Origin of the sequence: Clostridium nigeriense, from assembly GCF_050585265.1 — a bacterium.
Taxonomy (GTDB): domain Bacteria; phylum Bacillota; class Clostridia; order Clostridiales; family Clostridiaceae; genus Clostridium; species Clostridium nigeriense_B.
On the sequence record NZ_JBNOOE010000011.1, the window covers coordinates 101,433 to 119,961 of the forward strand.

Annotated in this window: 15 protein-coding genes; 5 read left to right on the top strand and 10 right to left on the bottom strand. The window is 28.6% G+C overall.

What is annotated here, in order from left to right:
• Positions 1–491 precede the first annotated feature (491 nt).
• The 3 genes from ACQPVP_RS11485 to ACQPVP_RS11495 form a co-directional block, all read right to left on the bottom strand.
• On the bottom strand, positions 492–1,217 hold the full coding sequence (locus tag ACQPVP_RS11485) for a 2-phosphosulfolactate phosphatase family protein (protein WP_430850060.1): 726 nt from the start codon (positions 1,215–1,217) through the stop codon (positions 492–494).
• A gap of 30 nt (positions 1,218–1,247) precedes the next feature.
• Positions 1,248–2,171 (bottom strand): TIGR01212 family radical SAM protein, encoded by a 924-nt coding sequence (locus ACQPVP_RS11490; RefSeq protein WP_430850062.1) that lies wholly within the window; start codon positions 2,169–2,171, stop codon positions 1,248–1,250.
• An 88-nt stretch (positions 2,172–2,259) separates the two neighbouring features.
• On the bottom strand, positions 2,260–3,351 hold the full coding sequence (locus ACQPVP_RS11495) for a hypothetical protein (protein ID WP_430850064.1): 1,092 nt from the start codon (positions 3,349–3,351) through the stop codon (positions 2,260–2,262).
• Positions 3,352–3,472: 121 nt separating this feature from the next.
• Here ACQPVP_RS11495 and ACQPVP_RS11500 point away from each other — a divergent pair, with 121 nt between their 5' ends.
• Positions 3,473–4,531, top strand: coding sequence for a YkvI family membrane protein (locus tag ACQPVP_RS11500; protein ID WP_430850066.1), 1,059 nt, complete (start codon positions 3,473–3,475; stop codon positions 4,529–4,531).
• Between the two features lie 198 nt (positions 4,532–4,729).
• Here the strand turns inward: ACQPVP_RS11500 and ACQPVP_RS11505 are convergent, their stop codons facing one another.
• From ACQPVP_RS11505 to murI, 7 genes are all read right to left on the bottom strand, one after another.
• Positions 4,730–6,124 (bottom strand): peptidoglycan-binding domain-containing protein, encoded by a 1,395-nt coding sequence (locus ACQPVP_RS11505; RefSeq protein ID WP_430850068.1) that lies wholly within the window; start codon positions 6,122–6,124, stop codon positions 4,730–4,732.
• Positions 6,125–6,194: 70 nt separating this feature from the next.
• Positions 6,195–9,836 (bottom strand): S8 family serine peptidase, encoded by a 3,642-nt coding sequence (locus ACQPVP_RS11510; RefSeq protein ID WP_430850087.1) that lies wholly within the window; start codon positions 9,834–9,836, stop codon positions 6,195–6,197.
• A 109-nt stretch (positions 9,837–9,945) separates the two neighbouring features.
• Positions 9,946–10,629: a helix-turn-helix domain-containing protein gene (locus ACQPVP_RS11515; protein WP_430850070.1), complete on the bottom strand. Its 684-nt coding sequence runs from the start codon at positions 10,627–10,629 to the stop codon at positions 9,946–9,948.
• Entirely contained in the window at positions 10,630–10,998 is a 369-nt protein-coding gene (locus ACQPVP_RS11520; RefSeq protein ID WP_430850072.1) for a DUF3783 domain-containing protein, read from the bottom strand.
• Between the two features lie 24 nt (positions 10,999–11,022).
• A complete protein-coding gene (locus tag ACQPVP_RS11525; protein ID WP_430841462.1) occupies positions 11,023–11,547 on the bottom strand; it encodes a peptidylprolyl isomerase in 525 nt (174 codons plus the stop codon).
• A gap of 324 nt (positions 11,548–11,871) precedes the next feature.
• On the bottom strand, positions 11,872–12,141 hold the full coding sequence (locus ACQPVP_RS11530; protein WP_430850074.1) for an STAS-like domain-containing protein: 270 nt from the start codon (positions 12,139–12,141) through the stop codon (positions 11,872–11,874).
• A gap of 141 nt (positions 12,142–12,282) precedes the next feature.
• Positions 12,283–13,056, bottom strand: coding sequence for a glutamate racemase (murI, locus tag ACQPVP_RS11535; protein WP_430850076.1), 774 nt, complete (start codon positions 13,054–13,056; stop codon positions 12,283–12,285).
• A 150-nt stretch (positions 13,057–13,206) separates the two neighbouring features.
• Between murI and ACQPVP_RS11540 the strand changes: the two genes are divergently transcribed.
• The 4 genes from ACQPVP_RS11540 (at position 13,207) to ACQPVP_RS11555 (ending at position 18,483) form a co-directional block, all read left to right on the top strand.
• Positions 13,207–14,955: a MutS-related protein gene (locus ACQPVP_RS11540; RefSeq protein WP_430850078.1), complete on the top strand. Its 1,749-nt coding sequence runs from the start codon at positions 13,207–13,209 to the stop codon at positions 14,953–14,955.
• Positions 14,956–15,133: 178 nt separating this feature from the next.
• Positions 15,134–17,029 (top strand): glutamine synthetase, encoded by a 1,896-nt coding sequence (locus tag ACQPVP_RS11545; RefSeq protein ID WP_430850079.1) that lies wholly within the window; start codon positions 15,134–15,136, stop codon positions 17,027–17,029.
• A gap of 135 nt (positions 17,030–17,164) precedes the next feature.
• Positions 17,165–17,740, top strand: a complete 576-nt coding sequence (locus ACQPVP_RS11550) for a histidine phosphatase family protein (protein ID WP_430850081.1) — start codon at positions 17,165–17,167, stop codon at positions 17,738–17,740.
• A 29-nt stretch (positions 17,741–17,769) separates the two neighbouring features.
• Complete coding sequence (locus ACQPVP_RS11555; protein WP_430850082.1) at positions 17,770–18,483, top strand: hypothetical protein; 714 nt, start codon at positions 17,770–17,772, stop codon at positions 18,481–18,483.
• Positions 18,484–18,529 lie beyond the last annotated feature (46 nt).

An 18,529-nucleotide genomic window follows, 5' to 3' on the forward strand; every position in this document is an offset into this window, starting at 1 on the left:
TTTTTTCAATAAAAATCAATATTATTTTTTTGATAAAATCTTTATAAATTAAAATTTACTCCTAATTAGCACCATTATTAAAATAAGATGGTTTTATTTTAAATAATAAAATCATCTTATTTTACATAATATATTCAAACATTTTATATTTTTACCATGGTAATACTACCAAATATTTTCTGATATATTTTATTGTTCTATTATAAAATTCTAACTTTCTTTTTAAATACATATATCTTATATATTAATTCTTATATTTATATAAAAAGAAAAAAATGGCTAAAATATCTATTAGCCATCTTTTTCTGAAATAAATTCTATAATATAGGAGTTTAATTATATATATTTATATAGTATATTATTAGAAGTGTGGAGCTTTTAATAATATATTTAGTTACTTAATTGATATTGATTATCAATCTATTATTATAATATATCTTTTCCATTTCATTGTCAACAAAAAATTTCAAATAATTGAAATTAATTATCAACTATATATATTTAATACTTTTTGTACTCCTTTCTACCTTAGGTACTATATCTATAATATCTTTTTCACAACAGTATTCTAAATCATTCATTAAATTCAAGCTTTTTAAAATACTAAAATGTCTAGCATCTTTTATATAGTCAATTAAGTTTGTATTATTTTCATAAATATATTTTGCTGTCTTCGCTATATCAGAAAGCTCAATATTATCTTTTTCACATAAAAGACTTATCATGTAACCTGAACAAATGAAGTCATCCATAGAAAATTCTCCATTTGTTCCTGCATTAATAAAAACTACATCCTTATTAAGCCTCTTTAACTCTTCTGTAACTGCTTTAGCATTTATTATAGCTCCTATTAGTATTTCCTTTGCTTTTAAACTTAAATTAATCGCTCTTGTTCCATTTGTGGTACTTAAAATTATAGTTTTTCCTTTAACCTTTTCTGAGGTATATTCTAAAGGTGAATTTGAAAAATCAAAGCCTTCTATTTTTACGGCCTGTCTTTCTCCACCAAGTAAAACTTCTTTCTCATCTCTTAATAATTCTTCCTTCTTATTAAAGGCTTCTTCTACAGTAAGTATAGGAAATACTTCTTTTGCCTTATTTGCTATTGCAGTTATTATTACAGATGTAGCTCTTAACATATCTATAACAACTACTACCTTATCTTCTAAATACTCTTCTTTTATGTTATCAGCAGATATAATTACATCTAATTTCATATAAATTCCCCCAATGTTATAAATTTATATCTATTTAAAATCTTTTCCTTGCCATATATCATTATCTTCTAATGCTTTGTCTATGGCATTTAATACTTCCCACTTCTTCAAACTCCACATTGGACCTATTAATAAGTCTCTAGGGGCATCTCCTGTAAGCCTATGAACTACCATATCTTCTGGTATTCTAGCTACTCCCTTACATACCAAATCTATATATTGTTCCTGAGTTAATAATTTTAGTTCTCCACTTTCATATTGTTCTACCATCTTTGTTCCCTCCATTAAATGAAGCAAATGGAACTTAATCCCCTTAGCACCTGAATGGGCTATGTAATCAACAGTCTTCAACATATCTTCTTCAGTTTCTCCTGGTAATCCAAAGATAGTGTGAGCAACTACCTCAATGTTTCTTTCTAATAGTCTTTTTAATGTATTATCAAAAACTTTAAAATCATATCCCCTATTAAAATTTCTTGCAGTTTCATCATTTATGGTTTGTAATCCAAGTTCCACTATTAAATATGTCTTTTCATTTAATTCAGTTAAGAAATCTAAAACATCATCATCTATGCAATCTGGTCTTGTTGCTATAGATATGGCAACTACATTTTCTTGTTTTAATGCTTCTTCATATTTGCTTCTAAGCTCCTCTACTGGAGCGTAAGTATTTGTATAAGCTTGAAAATAAGCAATTAGCTTTCCATTCTTCCACTTTTTCTCCATCATATCTTTTCTATCTTCGAATTGCTTAGTTATTGATAAGATTCTACTACCTGCAAAGTCCCCTGATCCTCTTGCACTACAAAAGGTGCAGCCTCCCTTAGCGACCTTTCCATCCCTATTTGGACAAGTAAATCCTCCATCTAAAGATATTTTATACACCTTTTCATTAAACTTATTTCTAAGATAATAATTTAAACTATGATATCTTTTATCATTCCATCTTTTCATAAATTCCTCCAAAAAATAAAAGTACCACTTTCTTTTATTTAAGTTGTACTTTTATTCTACTACAATAATTTTATATGTTAAGAGTTTTCTATATTTTTTTAATCTCCTCTTTTTCTACATCTATGTTATACTCTCCAATAATTTCATTATCTATTTCCTTCATTCCATCTTTAGCTGAAACATTAATCTTAAATTCATCCTTTTTAAACTCAAGTAATTCTATATTATATTTATTATCAGAAAATATTTCATCAAAATTTAAAGCTACTAGGTCACCAGTTGCACCATTATAAACCTTCATTCTTTTAACATCACTTGAATTCATATATTCAACAATTAAATATCTTTCTTCTTGAGTAAAAACTAAATTATCTAATTTAACTTCATTAAGCATATCTAAAGGAATAATTTTCTTTGCTATTGGTTTATCAGTTAATTCTTCTAATCCAGTTTCAACATTTCCTTCTTGTTGTTGAGTATTACTGCTACCTTCTCCTTGAGTCTCTTTACTTTCCTCTATAAATGCAATAGATATAAATGCTTTATTCCCGCTAATAGTTGATATGGCTATTTTTTTACCCTTATACCCTAAAGAAACTGGTCCAAAAGTTTCAGCTGGTACCTTTTCCTTATATAACATAAGTTCATTTTCCTTTAAATAAACATCCTTTGGTATATTATTTAAAGAAATAATTAAATCACTTTTTCCTCCATCCTCATTAATCATCCTTAAAGATTTATTTCTAACAAAAACTTGTTTTAAATTTGTTGCTTTTATTTCATCTATTTTATATTCATCACCTTCTTTTATAACCTTAATTGCATAGTTATCTAAATCACACTTAGGTTCTGATGATGAATTTCTTATAACATTAAAAGTTATAAATGCTGACTTCGAAGATTCTATTAAATTATCAGGAGCATAGGCTATAATTCTTGAGGTTCCTGTTGATATTTCTTTGTTATTACTTATTAAATTTTCTGTACATAAATTATTTGCTTCTTCAATATTATTATTTTTAATCAATTCTAAATATTTATCTGCAACTTCATAGGATTTTTTAGGATTAAATATTTCTATATTTTCCGACTTATCCATTGACTTAGTGCATGATGAAAATAGCATTAGAATAAATAATAGTAGTGAAGTTAATGATAAAATCCTTTTCTTCAATTTCATTCCTCCTTAAAGCTTCCTTAAGGTTATTTTTCCTAAGATTAGATAGCTTATTCATTTTTAAGAATAAAACACTAATAACTTATATATATTGTTAGTAGAGATAAATTAGGGGGATTTTAAAATGAAGGATGAACTTTCAAAGATTTTTCAAATAGCTGTAGTTTTTATAGGAACTATAGTAGGTGCAGGACTAGCTTCCGGACAAGAAATTAAAGAATTTTTTACATCATATGGTATAGTTAGCTTTTTAGGAATTATAGTTTGTGGAATCTTCTATATTGCCTTAGGAACAATAGTTTCCAAAATAAGTATTAAGTATAAGCTAAACTCCTATGGAGACGTTATAAATGTTGTTAGCCCAAATCTTCTTGGAAAAATTACAGGAGTCATAACTACACTTTATTTAATTTCAAGTGCTTCTATAATTTTAGCTGGTAGTGGAGCTTTAATTAATCAATTTTTTGGAATACCTAAAATTGCAGGGTCTTTGATTATGGTAGGGCTAGCTATCTTCTTTTTACTAAGAGATACAGATGGGTTAATAGAAGTAAATTCCTTTATAGTTCCAACTCTAGTTGTAACTATAACAACCATTACCGTTTTATATTTTATGTTTTGTAAAGACTTAGTTTCTTTTGAACAAATGACTAAATTTCAACCTCAAAAAACTGGAATAGCATTATCTACAATTCTATATGCTGGATATAATACACTTTGCTCTTTAGGAGTTTTAGTTCCTTTAAGTAATCAAATAAGAAAACCTAAAACTATGTTCTATGGTATTGTTGTTGGATCAATAGGATTAGTTATTTTAATATTTGCTATTAATTTCTTACTAATGATAAACCAACCATATATACATAAATATGAAATACCATTACTATTAATAGCTCAACCTTTTGGTAATATAATTCAAGCTCTATTATTAGTTGTAATCTGGCTTGAAATGTTCTCTACTGAAGTTTCAGACGTATATTCAATAAGCAAAACCTTAGATAATACCTTTCATATAGACTTTAAAAAGGGAATATTTATAGTTATTTTAATTGCATTACCCATATCTAGAATAGGATTTTCAAATCTTATAGGCGCCTTATATCCATTGTTTGGATTACTTAGTTTAGCATTTATAAGCCAGACAGTATATTTTTATTTTAAACATAGAAAAGATTTACAGTAAATATGTTATATTAGTTGCTCCGTCACAAGCTCCAAGTCGCCCTAACATAACATATTTACTTATACAAATTAAGGTAATAATTCCTCATTCTTCGGAATTATGAATTTTTATGCCCTCACTTGGCTTTTATTTAGAAACTCAAAGCTTTAGTTTTTGAGTTTCTAAATTCAGCTATATGATAATCTAATATAAAAAATTTTATGCCATATCATCGAAATAATTAAATCTTGGTACTGTCTTATCATAATAATTATCAAAAGATCTTGGAGGTATAAATATCCTTTCTACAGATCGTACACTTCCTCTAAGTTCAGCAATTCTAGTTACCCCAACATAAACATCTGATATTTTATACCAAGTAGCATAATTTACTATCCCTGTTTGTGGCAAATTAAATACTTGTTGAAATACCTTAACTGCTTCAGCTGTATTAGATCCAAATACCCCATCTTGAGATACCTTTGGAATTAATGGATAGTTCTGTGATATTCTATTTAGATATTCCTGTATTGATTGAACTTCCGGCCCAGTAGAACCTACTATTAAATCATATCCTGGAAATGATTTAGGAATACCCTTAACTTGTTCTGCAGTTACTAATTCTATATCATTACCATAAAAACTAGTTAATATTTCATAAGGAGTCTTGCCTTGATCTCCTAAATACTTGCTTCCCCATTGAGTCATCCATCCTGGACAAGTTACATTTTTACCATCACAATACTGTGTCAATAATGGTTGTTTTCTTCCTATTCTCCTTATATAAGTTGAAAATATATCATCTACTACTTCACTTATACTTTCAAATATGTTTCTTCCATAAGTAAATGCATGATCATAAGCAGTTGAATTAGTTATATCAAAATTTTTTCCCTTTCCTCTATACCATTCTGTATATATTCTATTTAAGGTAAATGAAATTATAGCATATACATTTGATCTTATAGTATTTTCTGACCAAGTTGAATAAATTTCACAAGATGCAACATTTTTTATATAGTCTTTATAAAGCACCTTATAATTGGGTGCTGATGTATTATTAGGTCCACCTGCATGTACAACTATAAATTCAGGAACTACAGGCTTTGGTAAAACTACTCCACTTGTTGGTGGAGGTAATGGCTTTTCTTCTTCTTCAGGAATTTTCTCGGGATAATTTCCATTTAATGTATTAGGACCAATGTTTATTATTTCATCTACATTCCCACCTTGTTGATTTTCTGATACATTTGGAGGTATATTTATATTTTCCATTCTAGTTAATATTCCTGAAGATTCTATAAGATTACACTGTTGTATCGCTAATTCATCCGGAAAAACTTGGCACCTATTTATTAGAATACTTTGAAATCCCTCTCTTTCAACTCTTATATCATACATACTATAGGGGACTTGTCCTGTAGGCTGCTCTGAATATTCTAATGGTGGTGCTTCTAAATCAATAATTTGAGATTCTCCCATAGAATTAGTAGATAATGTTATTACCTGTGTATCTGGACCACCCGTTGACGGCCTTATAGTTATTTTTGTATTATCAACAGGTATATAAGTTTCATTAACAAAACATTGAACCTTTAATCTGCCTTGAGCCATATATTACTCCTTAATTATTTCTCTTCTAATTAATATATGTGTCATCTATTATTTTGTTCTTTTATTTTTGTTATATATCTTTAGGTCTTCTTATGAATAGTCCTCCTACCCTATATTCATTGTACCCTCTAGTCTTCTCAACTCCCCCTAATAGATTTTCTCTTAACGCATCAAATACTCCCTTAATATTTAAAATTCCATATCCCCATTGTTCATTAGGATAAATATCCCCAGCTCTCATAGTTGTTCCTCTTATAAAATAGCTTCTAACTTCTGTAGCATATAAATTAGCATCATTTCCATCTATAATTCCCCACTGAAATAAAAGTGCACAACATCCTGCTGTAACTGCTGTTGCTACAGAAGAACCACTTATAGTTTTAGTTCCACCTCCTGGAGTAGTTACCATAGCATTGATACCACCTGCTGCTAAATCAGGCTTTATTCTACCATCTCTAGTAAATCCTCTTCCTGATTGCCCAACAGTTGCATTATTATTCTGGTCATAAAAAGCTGCCACAACAGCTCTTTTTGATGTCCCAGGCATAGTTAATGTAATATATGGACTAGGACTTAAAAACTTAGTATCTGCATCTAGAAGACTTCTTTGTGGTAACCAACTCCAATACCTTCCATCAACTATATAATCCCCATATAATCTAAACTGCCAAATACCTTCTCTTAATCCTCTTGCTTCAATGCTTATTACCTCTGAACCTGTAACAGGATCTGGATATATATAGGAAATTTTCATCTTAGTTCCTTCGTAAATAAAACTTACATTTTCTACTCTATTTAATTTTGCCGGTATTTTTTCTACAATTTCTCCTGATGGAGATACTATTCCAATAGATACCCTATCTGGCTCTTGTACATATATTTGAAAATTTAAATCCTTTTGAAATTTTCCTACCCTAACTTCTAACTCTCTAATTTCTCCAGCATTTGTAAATTTACCTTCTGTATGAGTATCACTATCTCCTTCATTTCCTGTTCCAGTTACACAAACGACTCCAACTTGATTACTTATAGTATCAATAGAAGTTTCAACCTCATTTGTACCATCATGCGCTCCAGTATTAGTTCCTAGTGGAATACAAATCACTATTGGCCTTTTAATATCACTTGCTAACCTTGATAAATATATAATTGCCAATATAATCTCTACGCTTGTATATCTACCTATTCCCACAGTAGTAATTCCAGCTTGCTTTTGCACTACCTCTGATGCCTCTTTTAATTTTACAATAGCAAAATCGCAATTAGGAGCTGCTCCTATAACATCAGGATTATATCCTCTAGCTCCTGCTAAGCTTGCAACAGAAGTTCCATGCCCTATATCATCTTTGCTATTTACTATTGAATATGGATCTCCTCCACTTTTACTTGCCTGAATAGCCCTATTTATATCTTCTTCCTTATACTCTACACCAAATTTCATACCATATATATCCTGATTATCTTGTAAATTTTGATCCCATATTCTCAAAATTCTTGTAGTATCATCCTCATTCATAAATTCTTTATTTAAATAATCTATTCCTGTATCTATAATACCTATAATAACTCCTCTTCCATTTAGTTGAAGTAATGGGTTGTTATGAAATAAAGTGGCTCCACTAGCCTCAACTGGAGATGATTGTTCCAAGGTATAAATCGATGGAACTTCTATAGAAGCTATATCCTTTATATATGGTTCTATTTCAGAAATCCTATTAAAAGGTATATATACAACCGCATAATTCTTATCTATTACAAAAACTGAAGCCCCAGGAATATCATTTATTTTCATTAACTCCTCTAAGGAATTATACTCAACAAAAAGTCCTATAACATCTCCATTACTATCTTGCCTAGTTCTATTAATAAAATTATCAAAGTTAGGTTTCTTACTATTTATTTTATATTGCTGAAATTTATTTCTTAATGCATTATAACTTTTAAAGTCTTTTATCATTTCATATTCACCCTTCCTAGAGCTCGCAGTAACACCTATATTCTCAATTATTCTTCCAATAGCAGAGTATAGACAAACCTCCCCATATCCCCAGCTTGGATCTGGATATGTTATATCTGTTCTACTTCTCCTTGCAGAAACTACCAAATAATATTTAAGTCTTTCCCCAAAAAGATAGGGATCATTTGTCCTTAATATTCCCCACTCCATCATTAAAGCCGCTATCCCAGTTACATGAGGTGTCGCCATAGATGTACCACTTTTAGAATCAAAACTTCTATTAGGAATAGTTGACATTATTCTTTCACCTGGTGCCACTAAATCTGGACGAATAGGTTGATATATAGTTTTCCTTCCTCTTCCACTAAAAGAAGATATAGTATTAGTTAAATAATTATAGCTTCCAACTGCAATAACATTAGTAACTGTTGCTGGTATCCCTAAAGTATTTAAAACTGTTGGCTGTAAAAATTTGGTATTGATATTAAGTCCTTCAGATATAGGCAACCACATATCATATACTCCACTGTAATTATTTAATAATTTTATTGTTATTTCCCATTGACCTGATGAAATGTATTGTCTGTTTGTTAATATAGCAATAGTTATTTCTCCTATTATATCAAAGGGTTTTGGTCCTGAATAATAAATTTGGTACCTATCTAACCCTATTATTCCTTCATAATATCCTTCCCTTACAATTACCTCTCCACTAATAGCTGCTGTAGGACTTTTAATTGTAATAGAAATATCCGATAATACTGGTTTATATAAATTAAATAAAATTCCAGGCTCATCTCCAGCTACATTTATAGCTATCCTATTTTCTCTCTCTAAACTTCCACCAATATGATGCGCTGCATCCCCTTCATTGCCTGCTGCAATTACTATGGTAATTCTCTCTAAAGTTGATATTGTTGATATATATTGTTCTAGAAGGCTAGTTCCATTGTGCGCTCCATCATTAGTACTCATACTAATATTAACTACTAAAGGTTTATTTAATTCTTTTCCTGCATCTATCAAGAACTTTAAGCCTTTCATAATATTGCTACTCAATGCAAAATTACCCCTAGTAGATTTAACCATAGCAATTGAACTTTTAGGTGCAACACCATAATACTTTGGGTTTATTGGACCTCCAGCACAAGCTATTCCTACTACATGAGTTCCATGCTCAACAGTATCATAAGATGGCACTATAGAATATGGGTCAGAATTTTTTAGTGCATTATCTATATCACTTCTATTGTATATATTACCTCCAGTGCTTAAATCATATATATAATCTATCCTTGTAGTTCCATCTTCTTTTCTAAATGCTGGATGAGTATAATCTATTCCAGTATCTATAAAACCAACTAAAATTCCTTCTCCTTGTATTCCATAAGTATCTCTAGCTGTATTTACACAAGCTGCCCTATTACTTGTAGAATCAGTAGTAAATAATTGCTTAGGTAATTCTATATATTGTATAGATGAACTATTAGCAAGGTTTACTATATTTTCAACAGAAATTGTAACTATTCCAAAGCCATACCCTAGGTCTTCATATTTTCCATCAAGGCTTTCTACTAACCTTCTTACATTTTCTGGTGTATCTGCTGATATAATTGTTACTTCTATTGTATTTCCAAGTTCATTATTAACTGCAAAATTAACACCTAGCTTACTTAATAATCCCTTAGGCATATTTTGTATTAAACCTAATGTTGAATTTATCTTGCTTGAACTAAAATTTTCTATATATATCACCTCTTTCAATTCATTTATACCAATATATGTTATTTAAAAATAAAGTGAGATATTTCTCCAAAAAAATAAGAGACATACTATTTGTTAAAATAATATATCTCTTATAATCTTATAATCTTATTTCTAATCTTTCTAATTTAGCTACTACAGAAATTTCATTTAAGTTCATAGTTTCAGTTAAAAGACTTCCACCATTACTTACTAATAAAGCCTTCGAGTTTTCTAATAACTTTATTTGCCTTATTGCTCTTTTTCCTTTATAATCAACCAAGAAAATTCCATTATTACTTGGTTCTTTTGCTAAACTTGCAAAGGCTAAATCACCTTTTAACATTCTGAATCCAGACATTTCATCATCTTGAATTTCTAAATATAAAACCTTATCTTGAGCAAATCCTTCTACCTTATTTGAATGAATAGGTAGTTCTTTAAAGCCTTTATTATTTTTCAAAGTATAATCAAATATTGGAACATTTTTTAATACTGATGAAAAGGCACTAGTCCAAACTTCCTCTTGATTCCCTTTATTATTTTTATTAAAATTGCCTTTAGCCTCTTTAATAGATTTTTTCTCCTCTAATAAAGCCTCATCTGTTACTACCATGCTAACATCATTAAAATCAGACTTTAATATTTTTGATACCTTATCTATAAAAGACTCCTGAGCTATTCTTCTTCCCAGCTCAACTTCATTAATGAACTTTTCTGCAACTCCTAATTTCTTTGCTAAAGCCTTTTGGCTCATTCCACTTTGAAGCCTAGCTTCCTTTATCTTTTCGCCAACTCTACTCACTTAAGCTCTTCCCTTCTGACTTTTTAAATACCATTCCCTCTCTTCAATTAAATGTTCTACTAAATAACTAACCTTCCAATTAATTGAATTTGGTGTAACTGCTGCAAAAATTCCATCCTTAAACCTTTGTCTAATACTCCTTACAGCATCTTTAATTTCTTCATCTGAAAAATCATTAAATAAAATAACTGTTTCATTTGGCAAATTAGCATTAAAAGTTTCGAATCTTAATCCATCTAATATATTTGAAATAGTCATTTCTGCCATTTCTGCCGAAATCTCTATTACCTTAAACCCATCTTCTTTTAAAGAATTAAGCTCTTCTTCTGGCAAACAATATGCTAATATACATTTATTATTACTAAGCATAAACCTCTCTCTTCCCCCTATCTACTATCTTCCTACTTTTTCAGGTTCATCGTATGTTTCACCAAAAGTATCCACAGTAACTTTAACCATTTTTTGATCTTCAAATGGTTTATCATTATAATCTCTCTTAGATTTTACTATTGCATCAGCTACTTCCATTCCTTCAATAACTTTACCAAAAGCAGCATATTGATTATCTAAATGTGGTGCATCTTCTACCATTACAAAGAATTGGCTTCCTGCTGAATCATGAACCATAGTTCTAGCCATAGAAAGAACTCCTCTTGTATGTTTTAAATCATTTTTAAAACCATTTCTAGAGAACTCCCCTTTTATGCTATATCCTGGGCCACCCATTCCATTTCCATCTGGGCATCCCCCTTGAATCATAAAACCAGGTATTACTCTATGGAATATAACTCCATCATAAAATCCTTTATTAATTAAACTTACAAAATTCTTAACTGTATTTGGAGCTACTTCTGGATATAATTCAGCCTTAATAACTCCTCCATTTTCCATATTTATAGTTACTATTGGGTTTTTCATATTAAATCTCCTTCCAATCTAAATTCTTTCTTATTATTAACAAGTTTTTAATTATAAATCCCTATAAATCAAATCCTTTAACTAAGAAAGTTATTTATCTCTTATAGTAATTATATATTATTTGGTAACAAAAACAACAGATAATTACAGTTACAAATCTAATACATATAAAATTAATAGTTTTACTTAAGTGCTGAATAATTAAATCAATAAATAATTATTAATTTTATGAATTTTTATGCTTTACTTTATATAAAAAAGGGCTATCGTACAGACAGCCCAAATCAAACATTCCCAGTATTTCCTATCAATATAATCTTGTCATTATTTAAATGTAGTTCCTAGTACCACTCTTGAATAATCAGTATAATTTGATAAATTTTTAACATTAACTTGTTTAAAAATCAGGTTTCTTCCAAAACTATTTATTAAATCACTTAATAAAACATTTAAAAATGTTGTTGGAATCCTGTTAAATCCTTCAAAATCTAAGGATACCCCAACATTTAAATTATTTCTAATCATTTCTCTTAATAATATAGCATCCTCTATAGTTATATCTTCGCCTAATATATCTCTTACCTTAATTTCCATAAAATCTCCCCCTAGAATTTATTTAAATTTTCTGAATATTCTCTTTACTATAATATATCAACTTCTCCTCATTTTGTCAACATTTTAACAAATATTTTTTAAAGCTTATAAAATTTTTTTTCAATCTTATAAGCTTTTATTCTATCCTTTTAATAATCTATAACTTAATTCTATAATTTCATCTTTATTAGATGAATTAATTACATTAATCTTTCCTTCATTAGTTGAATCTGTTAGTAGATTCTTTTCATTTAATCTTCTTCTAAGTTCCTTAGCTGTTCCTAAGCCACCATCTATAATTTCTACATCTTTTCCAACAATATTAACTAAAGTTTCCTTTATAAACGGATAATGTGTACACCCTAAAACTATAGATGCTATCTCACCTTTTTTGTATGTATTTATTTTATCTAAAAGATATTCCTCTACCTCTTTACCTTCAAATTTTCCTGCTTCTATAAACTCCATAAGTCCTGGACATGGAACTGGAATTATTGAGGCTCTATCCTTATACTTTTCCATTAATCTTTTGAATTTTGCTTCCTTTAATGTCATAGCAGTAGCCATAATTAATATATCACCCTTATTATTAAGTTCTACTGCCGGTTTTAAAGCTGGCTCTATTCCTACTAATGGCAAGTTTGGATATACCTTTCTTAAATCTGCAACAGCTGCACTAGTTGCAGTGTTACAAGCTATAGCTATTCCCTTAACTCCCTTACTTAATAGAAATTCTACTGCCTTAAATGTTAATTCTCTTACCTCTTCCACACTCTTCATTCCATATGGTGCATTTTTAGAGTCACCAAAGTATATATAATCCTCATTTGGCATTATCTTTATTGCTTCTTTTAATACGCTTAATCCACCTACTCCTGAATCAAAAAAACCTATTGGCCTATTCTTATTGTCCAATCGTATCACTCCATTTTCTTTAATTCTATCTATTATTTTATACCTTTATTAATCATAAATCCATAGCTTTATTATCAGTAGTATAAGTTCTGATTTACATGATATAATTAAATATGTAATTTTACCCAATAAATTCTAATGGAGGTTTTTATGAAAAATAAATTACTCTTTTATAAATTAACAACATATGCATCTATAATTACATCTGGGATAATACTTTACTTAACATTTAAAATAGGGCCTTCTATAGGCGGTAGAGCCTATCAAATAGGAATTGCATTATTTATCTTATTTGTTATAATATCCTCTAACTTTTTTGATAAAACTAAAAAATTTGAAGAAGTTCAATACTTAATTAAATCTTGGCCAGAAGCTTATGATAATAAATTTGACTTTGATAAAATTCATAAATTTTACAAAGAATATGGGCCTAGCTCACTAAAAGAAAAAGATTTTTATAATATAGATGATCAAACTGCTTATGATATAAATATAGACGATTTATTAAATGAAATAAGTATATGTTCATCTACTCCTGGAGAGCAAATGCTATATTATCTTTTGAGAACTCCTAAATTAAATGCAAATGACATAGAGAAAAGAAATAAAATAATAGAAAAATTACTTGAAGATAAAGAGTTAAGGGGAAATATCCAACAAAGCCTATCTAATCTGGGAAGACAAAGAAAAGGTGAAGTTTTTGACTTATTTAATACAAATACAGTTATCAAGAAGTGGAAGGTAATACTATTTAATCTTATAGCTATTTCTTCATTAATACTGTTAATTTTCTTCTTATTTATTGGAGCTAATTATTTTCTAAGATTTATAGGAATTTTTGTTATTTATATGTTTATTTCAATGAGAGCTTCAGCAGAAGTGGAAAATGAACTTTCTTCACTTAACTATTTAGGTAAACTTATAAGAACAGCTAAAGAAATATCTAAAATTGAAGATGATGCATTGAAAGAATATATTGAAGAAATAAATAAAAGAGTTACACCTGTTTCTAAAATAGATAATAAAACTAAATATATTTATTCTTCTAGTGAATTAGATATATTTACAGAAACCCTAAATGGATTCTTCTTAACAAAAATTCGTTCTTATTATTCAATTATAAATATTGTTAAAAACAATAAGCAAAACCTAATTGAATTATATGCATTAGTAGGAAAACTAGAAGCTTATATATCAGTTGCTTCCTATAGATGTAGAGTATCTAATTATTGTATTCCTAAATTTTTAAATAATAAGGATAAAACATTAATAGTTAAAAATGCTGTTCATCCATTATTAGAAGATGGGGTTCCTAATAGCATTACTTTAAATAATAAAGGTGTAATATTAACTGGATCAAATATGGCTGGTAAATCTACTTTCATGAGAACATTAGCTACTAATATATTATTATCTCAATCAATTTCTATGAGCCTTTGTGATGAATATTCTGCTTCCTTCTTTAGAATTATATCTTCATTAAGTTTATCTGATGATGTTTTATCTGGTACTAGCTATTATTTAGAAGAATGTAATTCTGTTCTTAGAATATTAAATTCTCTAGATGATGAAATTCCTGCTTTTTGTATAATAGATGAAATATTTAAAGGAACTAATCCAATAGAAAGAATAGCGGCATCTAAGGAAATATTAAAATATATTATGAATAAAAATGCTATTTCAATTGTTGCAACTCATGACTTAGAATTAGCCGAAAGCTGTGACGATAAATATTTAAGATTTTATTTCTGTGAAGATATAGATGAAAATGAAGGCTTAACCTTTGATTTCAAATTAAAACCAGGAATATGTAATACAGGAAATGCATTAAAACTATTAAACTTTTTAGGCTATCCTAAAGAAATAATAATAAACTCACAAAAACATATTGAAAAATAGTTATTATTATTTTCCAATTAATAAATTTTATTATTGACAGTATAACTTCTATATAATAGAATTTCTTTATAAATTATTTAATTTTACGAATGTTATGATGTCTATACCACCTAATCATTCGAATAAATACAGAAAGGAAGTGACTTTTCCTTGTTATTTTTCGGCAAGGAAAAATTTTATGAAAGATTTAATTTACACAATTCCCAAATCAAAACATAATAAAGAAGACCTATTTAAAATCTTTAAAGAACATCCTGAAATAAAGTTCGTATCTATCGTTGGAATAGATTTATCTGGTAATGATACTGATGAGAAAATACCAGCTAAGCTTTTCTTAAATGATATAGATTCATTTTTAAACGGAGTTGCTATCCAAACAGATGGTTCTTCGGTTGTACTTCCTGGAATCGCCACTTTAAATGATGCAAAAGTAGATATGGTAGCAGACATTAATGCGAATTGGTTTGTTGACTATAATTACGATCATATTGACTATTCTACTGACAAGCCTGTTGGTACTCTTAGAATCCCTTCATTTTTAATCCATAATAATAAGCCTGTTTGTTCAAGAAATATTTTAAATTCAGCAATAAATACCTTTAAATCAAATCTTTTAGATATATTCAAAAATAAGCCTGAAACATTAAAGCCTTTCGGCATTTCATTTAATGATATTGATGAAATAATTATTACATCTGCAACAGAATTAGAGTTTTGGGTTAAAACTCCAAATGAACAAGCTCATATTGAAGAACTATCTACTTCACAAGTTCTACAAGAACAATATTGGACAAGAACTAAAGGCGCTGTAAGAACTGCTCTTGAAGAAACTCTATTACTTATGGAAGAGTACGGCTTTGAACCAGAAATGGGTCACAAAGAAGTTGGAGGAGTTAAATCTAAGTTAGATAGTAATGGTCAATTTAATCACATTATGGAACAACTTGAAATTGACTGGAAATATTCAGATGCAGTTCAAGCTGCTGATAACGAAATTTTTGTAAAAATTCTAACTCAAGAAACTTTTAGAAGACATGGTTTAGATGTTACCTTTAAAGCAAAACCTATCGATGATGTTGCTGGGTCAGGAATGCACGTTCATTTAGGTGTTAGCTTAAAATTAAAAGATAAGAAGAGAATAAACTTATTCCATGCTACAAAAGAAGATTTCCTAAGTACTATAGGTTATGGAGCTATAATGGGTGTCTTAAAGAACTATGAAGTAATGAATCCATTTATTTCTTCAACTAACGGAGCCTTCAAGAGATTAAAACCAGGATTTGAAGCACCAATATGTGTTGTTACTTCATTAGGTATATCTCCTGATAATCCATCTAGAAACAGAACTATACTAATAGGATTAATAAGAGATTTAGCAAATCCTCTTGCAACTAGATTTGAGCTTAGATCGCCAAACCCACATAGTAATATATATCTAACTCTTGCAGTTTCTTATATGTCTATGCTTGATGGAATTCTTTATGCTCTTGAAAATAATAAAACTGAAGAAGAACTTCTAGCAGAACTTTCTAAAAAGCCAGGAGAAGATGCAGCTTACTTAGAAAAAGAAAGAGCTTATAGAAGTGAAGAAGATGTATTTGAATACTACACTGATGAAGAGAGAGATGCATACTTTGGAAAAGCTCCTGCGACAGTTTATGAAAACTTAATTCAATTAGATAAATATACTGATAAGTTAAACGTGTTAAAGAGAAATGATGTTCTTGGTGATAAGCTAATAAATAGCTTTAAACTTGCAATAATCCAAAGATGGACAACTGATATTATCCATAGAACTATTGTAAATCACGCAAATGAAGTTAGAAGCTTTAAAAAGTTACATTCTCATAACGCATTAGATTTAGATATATCTAACTGGATGACAATAAATAATTTAAGACATTATATAATGAAGGATACTTATACTGACAAGAGCTTATTCACACGTATTAAGAACGCCATTGCAGTTGAAGACTATTCTTTAGCATCTAATCTTCTTCTTGAATTAGAAGATAGCATGAAAAAACTAAGAGATCTTTATTCTGATTACACTAAGAATTTATTAGACATTTAATAAAATTTAGAGTTTTACCCAGCAATAATTGCTGGGTTTTTCTATTTATAACTAATATAATATGGAATTTTATGTATATATAACTTATAATTGTATTATAAACAATTATTGATTATATTCTTTGAGAGGTATTATATGAAATTAATTTTTATAAGACATGGACAAACAGATTGGAATGTGCAAGGTAAAATACAAGGAAGCTATGATAGTGAACTTAATTCTACAGGAATAAATCAAGCGATGAAGTTAAGTGAAAAATTATTAAGCCTCAATTATAAATTTTCAAAAATTTACTCAAGTCCACAAAAAAGGGCGCTTAAGACTGCTGAAATTTTAAGTAAATCAAGCAATGTAGACTATGTCTTAATGAAAGATTTACAAGAAATGAATATGGGTAAATGGGAAGGACTATCATGGAAAGAGGTAGAAGAAAAATATACAGCTGAGTATAAAAAATGGTATTTAAATAGAAGGTATACTAAAACTCCTGATGGAGAATCCTATGAAGATATGCTTGAAAGAGTTTTAAAATCTATAGATAAAATTATAAATGAAAATACTGATGATGTTGTAATTGTAAGTCATAGTGCTGTAATAATGTGTTTACAATGTTATGTGACTAATACTCCATTTAATGAGATGCTTAAGTTTAAAACTAAGAATGCTAATATTACAGAAATAGATAGTAGTTTATTTAATATACGTAATTAATTTTATTAAAAGGATGAATGGGGATATATATGAAGAATATTAAAGAAGGTTTTTTTGATATCTGGTATTATGATGGATTATCAGATACAAATTTAAAAGACATTATTATAGAATATAAAAAATCTTATAAGTTTTTTGAGGATTTTTTTCATAGAAAAATTGATTTCGAATTAAAATTATTTGTATATGAAAAACCAGAGGATGTAGGAGTTGCTTATGGAGACAATGAACCCTGCAACGGTTTCGCTAGAGAACCTAACGAACTACATTTTGTCTACAATGAAAAAATTAAATGTACTGGAAACCATGAGCTTGCTCATATATTGTCTTATCTATATATGGGAAAACCTTACTCAACATTTATAAGAGAAGGATTTGCAGAATTTACAGAAGACTATTGGGCAAATATTATTGATGGAGAACTTGTTCGTAAATCTCATTATGAATGGGCAAAGTTATATTTTGAATCAAATAAAGAATTTTATATAAATGATGTATTATTTAATTCAGAAAGATTCTATCAAGAAGTAGATAAAGATAGCTGCTTCTATACTTATCCTTTGGCAGGTGCATTTACAAAATTTTTAGTAGATAAATATGGTAAATCAAGATATTTAGAATTTTATAAAGATGGAAGCACGGAAAAATTCACTTTGTTATATGGTAATTATGAAAAGTTATTAACTGAATTTGAAAATTTTATAGTTAAAGCGAGTCTGTCAATATTTTTGTGTAAACTTTAGAAAATTTAGTTTTATTTTATAGGTTGGAGAGTTTAATATAACATCC

Excerpts from the sequence above, each read along its gene's own strand:
- ACQPVP_RS11485 (WP_430850060.1), bottom strand. The coding sequence starts at position 1,217 with ATGAAATTAGATGTAATTATATCTGCTGATAACATAAAAGAAGAGTAT.
- ACQPVP_RS11490 (WP_430850062.1), bottom strand. The coding sequence starts at position 2,171 with ATGAAAAGATGGAATGATAAAAGATATCATAGTTTAAATTATTATCTT.
- ACQPVP_RS11495 (WP_430850064.1), bottom strand. The coding sequence starts at position 3,351 with ATGAAATTGAAGAAAAGGATTTTATCATTAACTTCACTACTATTATTT.
- ACQPVP_RS11500 (WP_430850066.1), top strand. The coding sequence starts at position 3,473 with ATGAAGGATGAACTTTCAAAGATTTTTCAAATAGCTGTAGTTTTTATA.
- ACQPVP_RS11505 (WP_430850068.1), bottom strand. The coding sequence starts at position 6,124 with ATGGCTCAAGGCAGATTAAAGGTTCAATGTTTTGTTAATGAAACTTAT.
- ACQPVP_RS11520 (WP_430850072.1), bottom strand. The coding sequence starts at position 10,998 with ATGCTTAGTAATAATAAATGTATATTAGCATATTGTTTGCCAGAAGAA.
- ACQPVP_RS11525 (WP_430841462.1), bottom strand. The coding sequence starts at position 11,547 with ATGAAAAACCCAATAGTAACTATAAATATGGAAAATGGAGGAGTTATT.
- ACQPVP_RS11530 (WP_430850074.1), bottom strand. The coding sequence starts at position 12,141 with ATGGAAATTAAGGTAAGAGATATATTAGGCGAAGATATAACTATAGAG.
- ACQPVP_RS11540 (WP_430850078.1), top strand. The coding sequence starts at position 13,207 with ATGAAAAATAAATTACTCTTTTATAAATTAACAACATATGCATCTATA.
- ACQPVP_RS11545 (WP_430850079.1), top strand. The coding sequence starts at position 15,134 with ATGAAAGATTTAATTTACACAATTCCCAAATCAAAACATAATAAAGAA.
- ACQPVP_RS11550 (WP_430850081.1), top strand. The coding sequence starts at position 17,165 with ATGAAATTAATTTTTATAAGACATGGACAAACAGATTGGAATGTGCAA.
- ACQPVP_RS11555 (WP_430850082.1), top strand. The coding sequence starts at position 17,770 with ATGAAGAATATTAAAGAAGGTTTTTTTGATATCTGGTATTATGATGGA.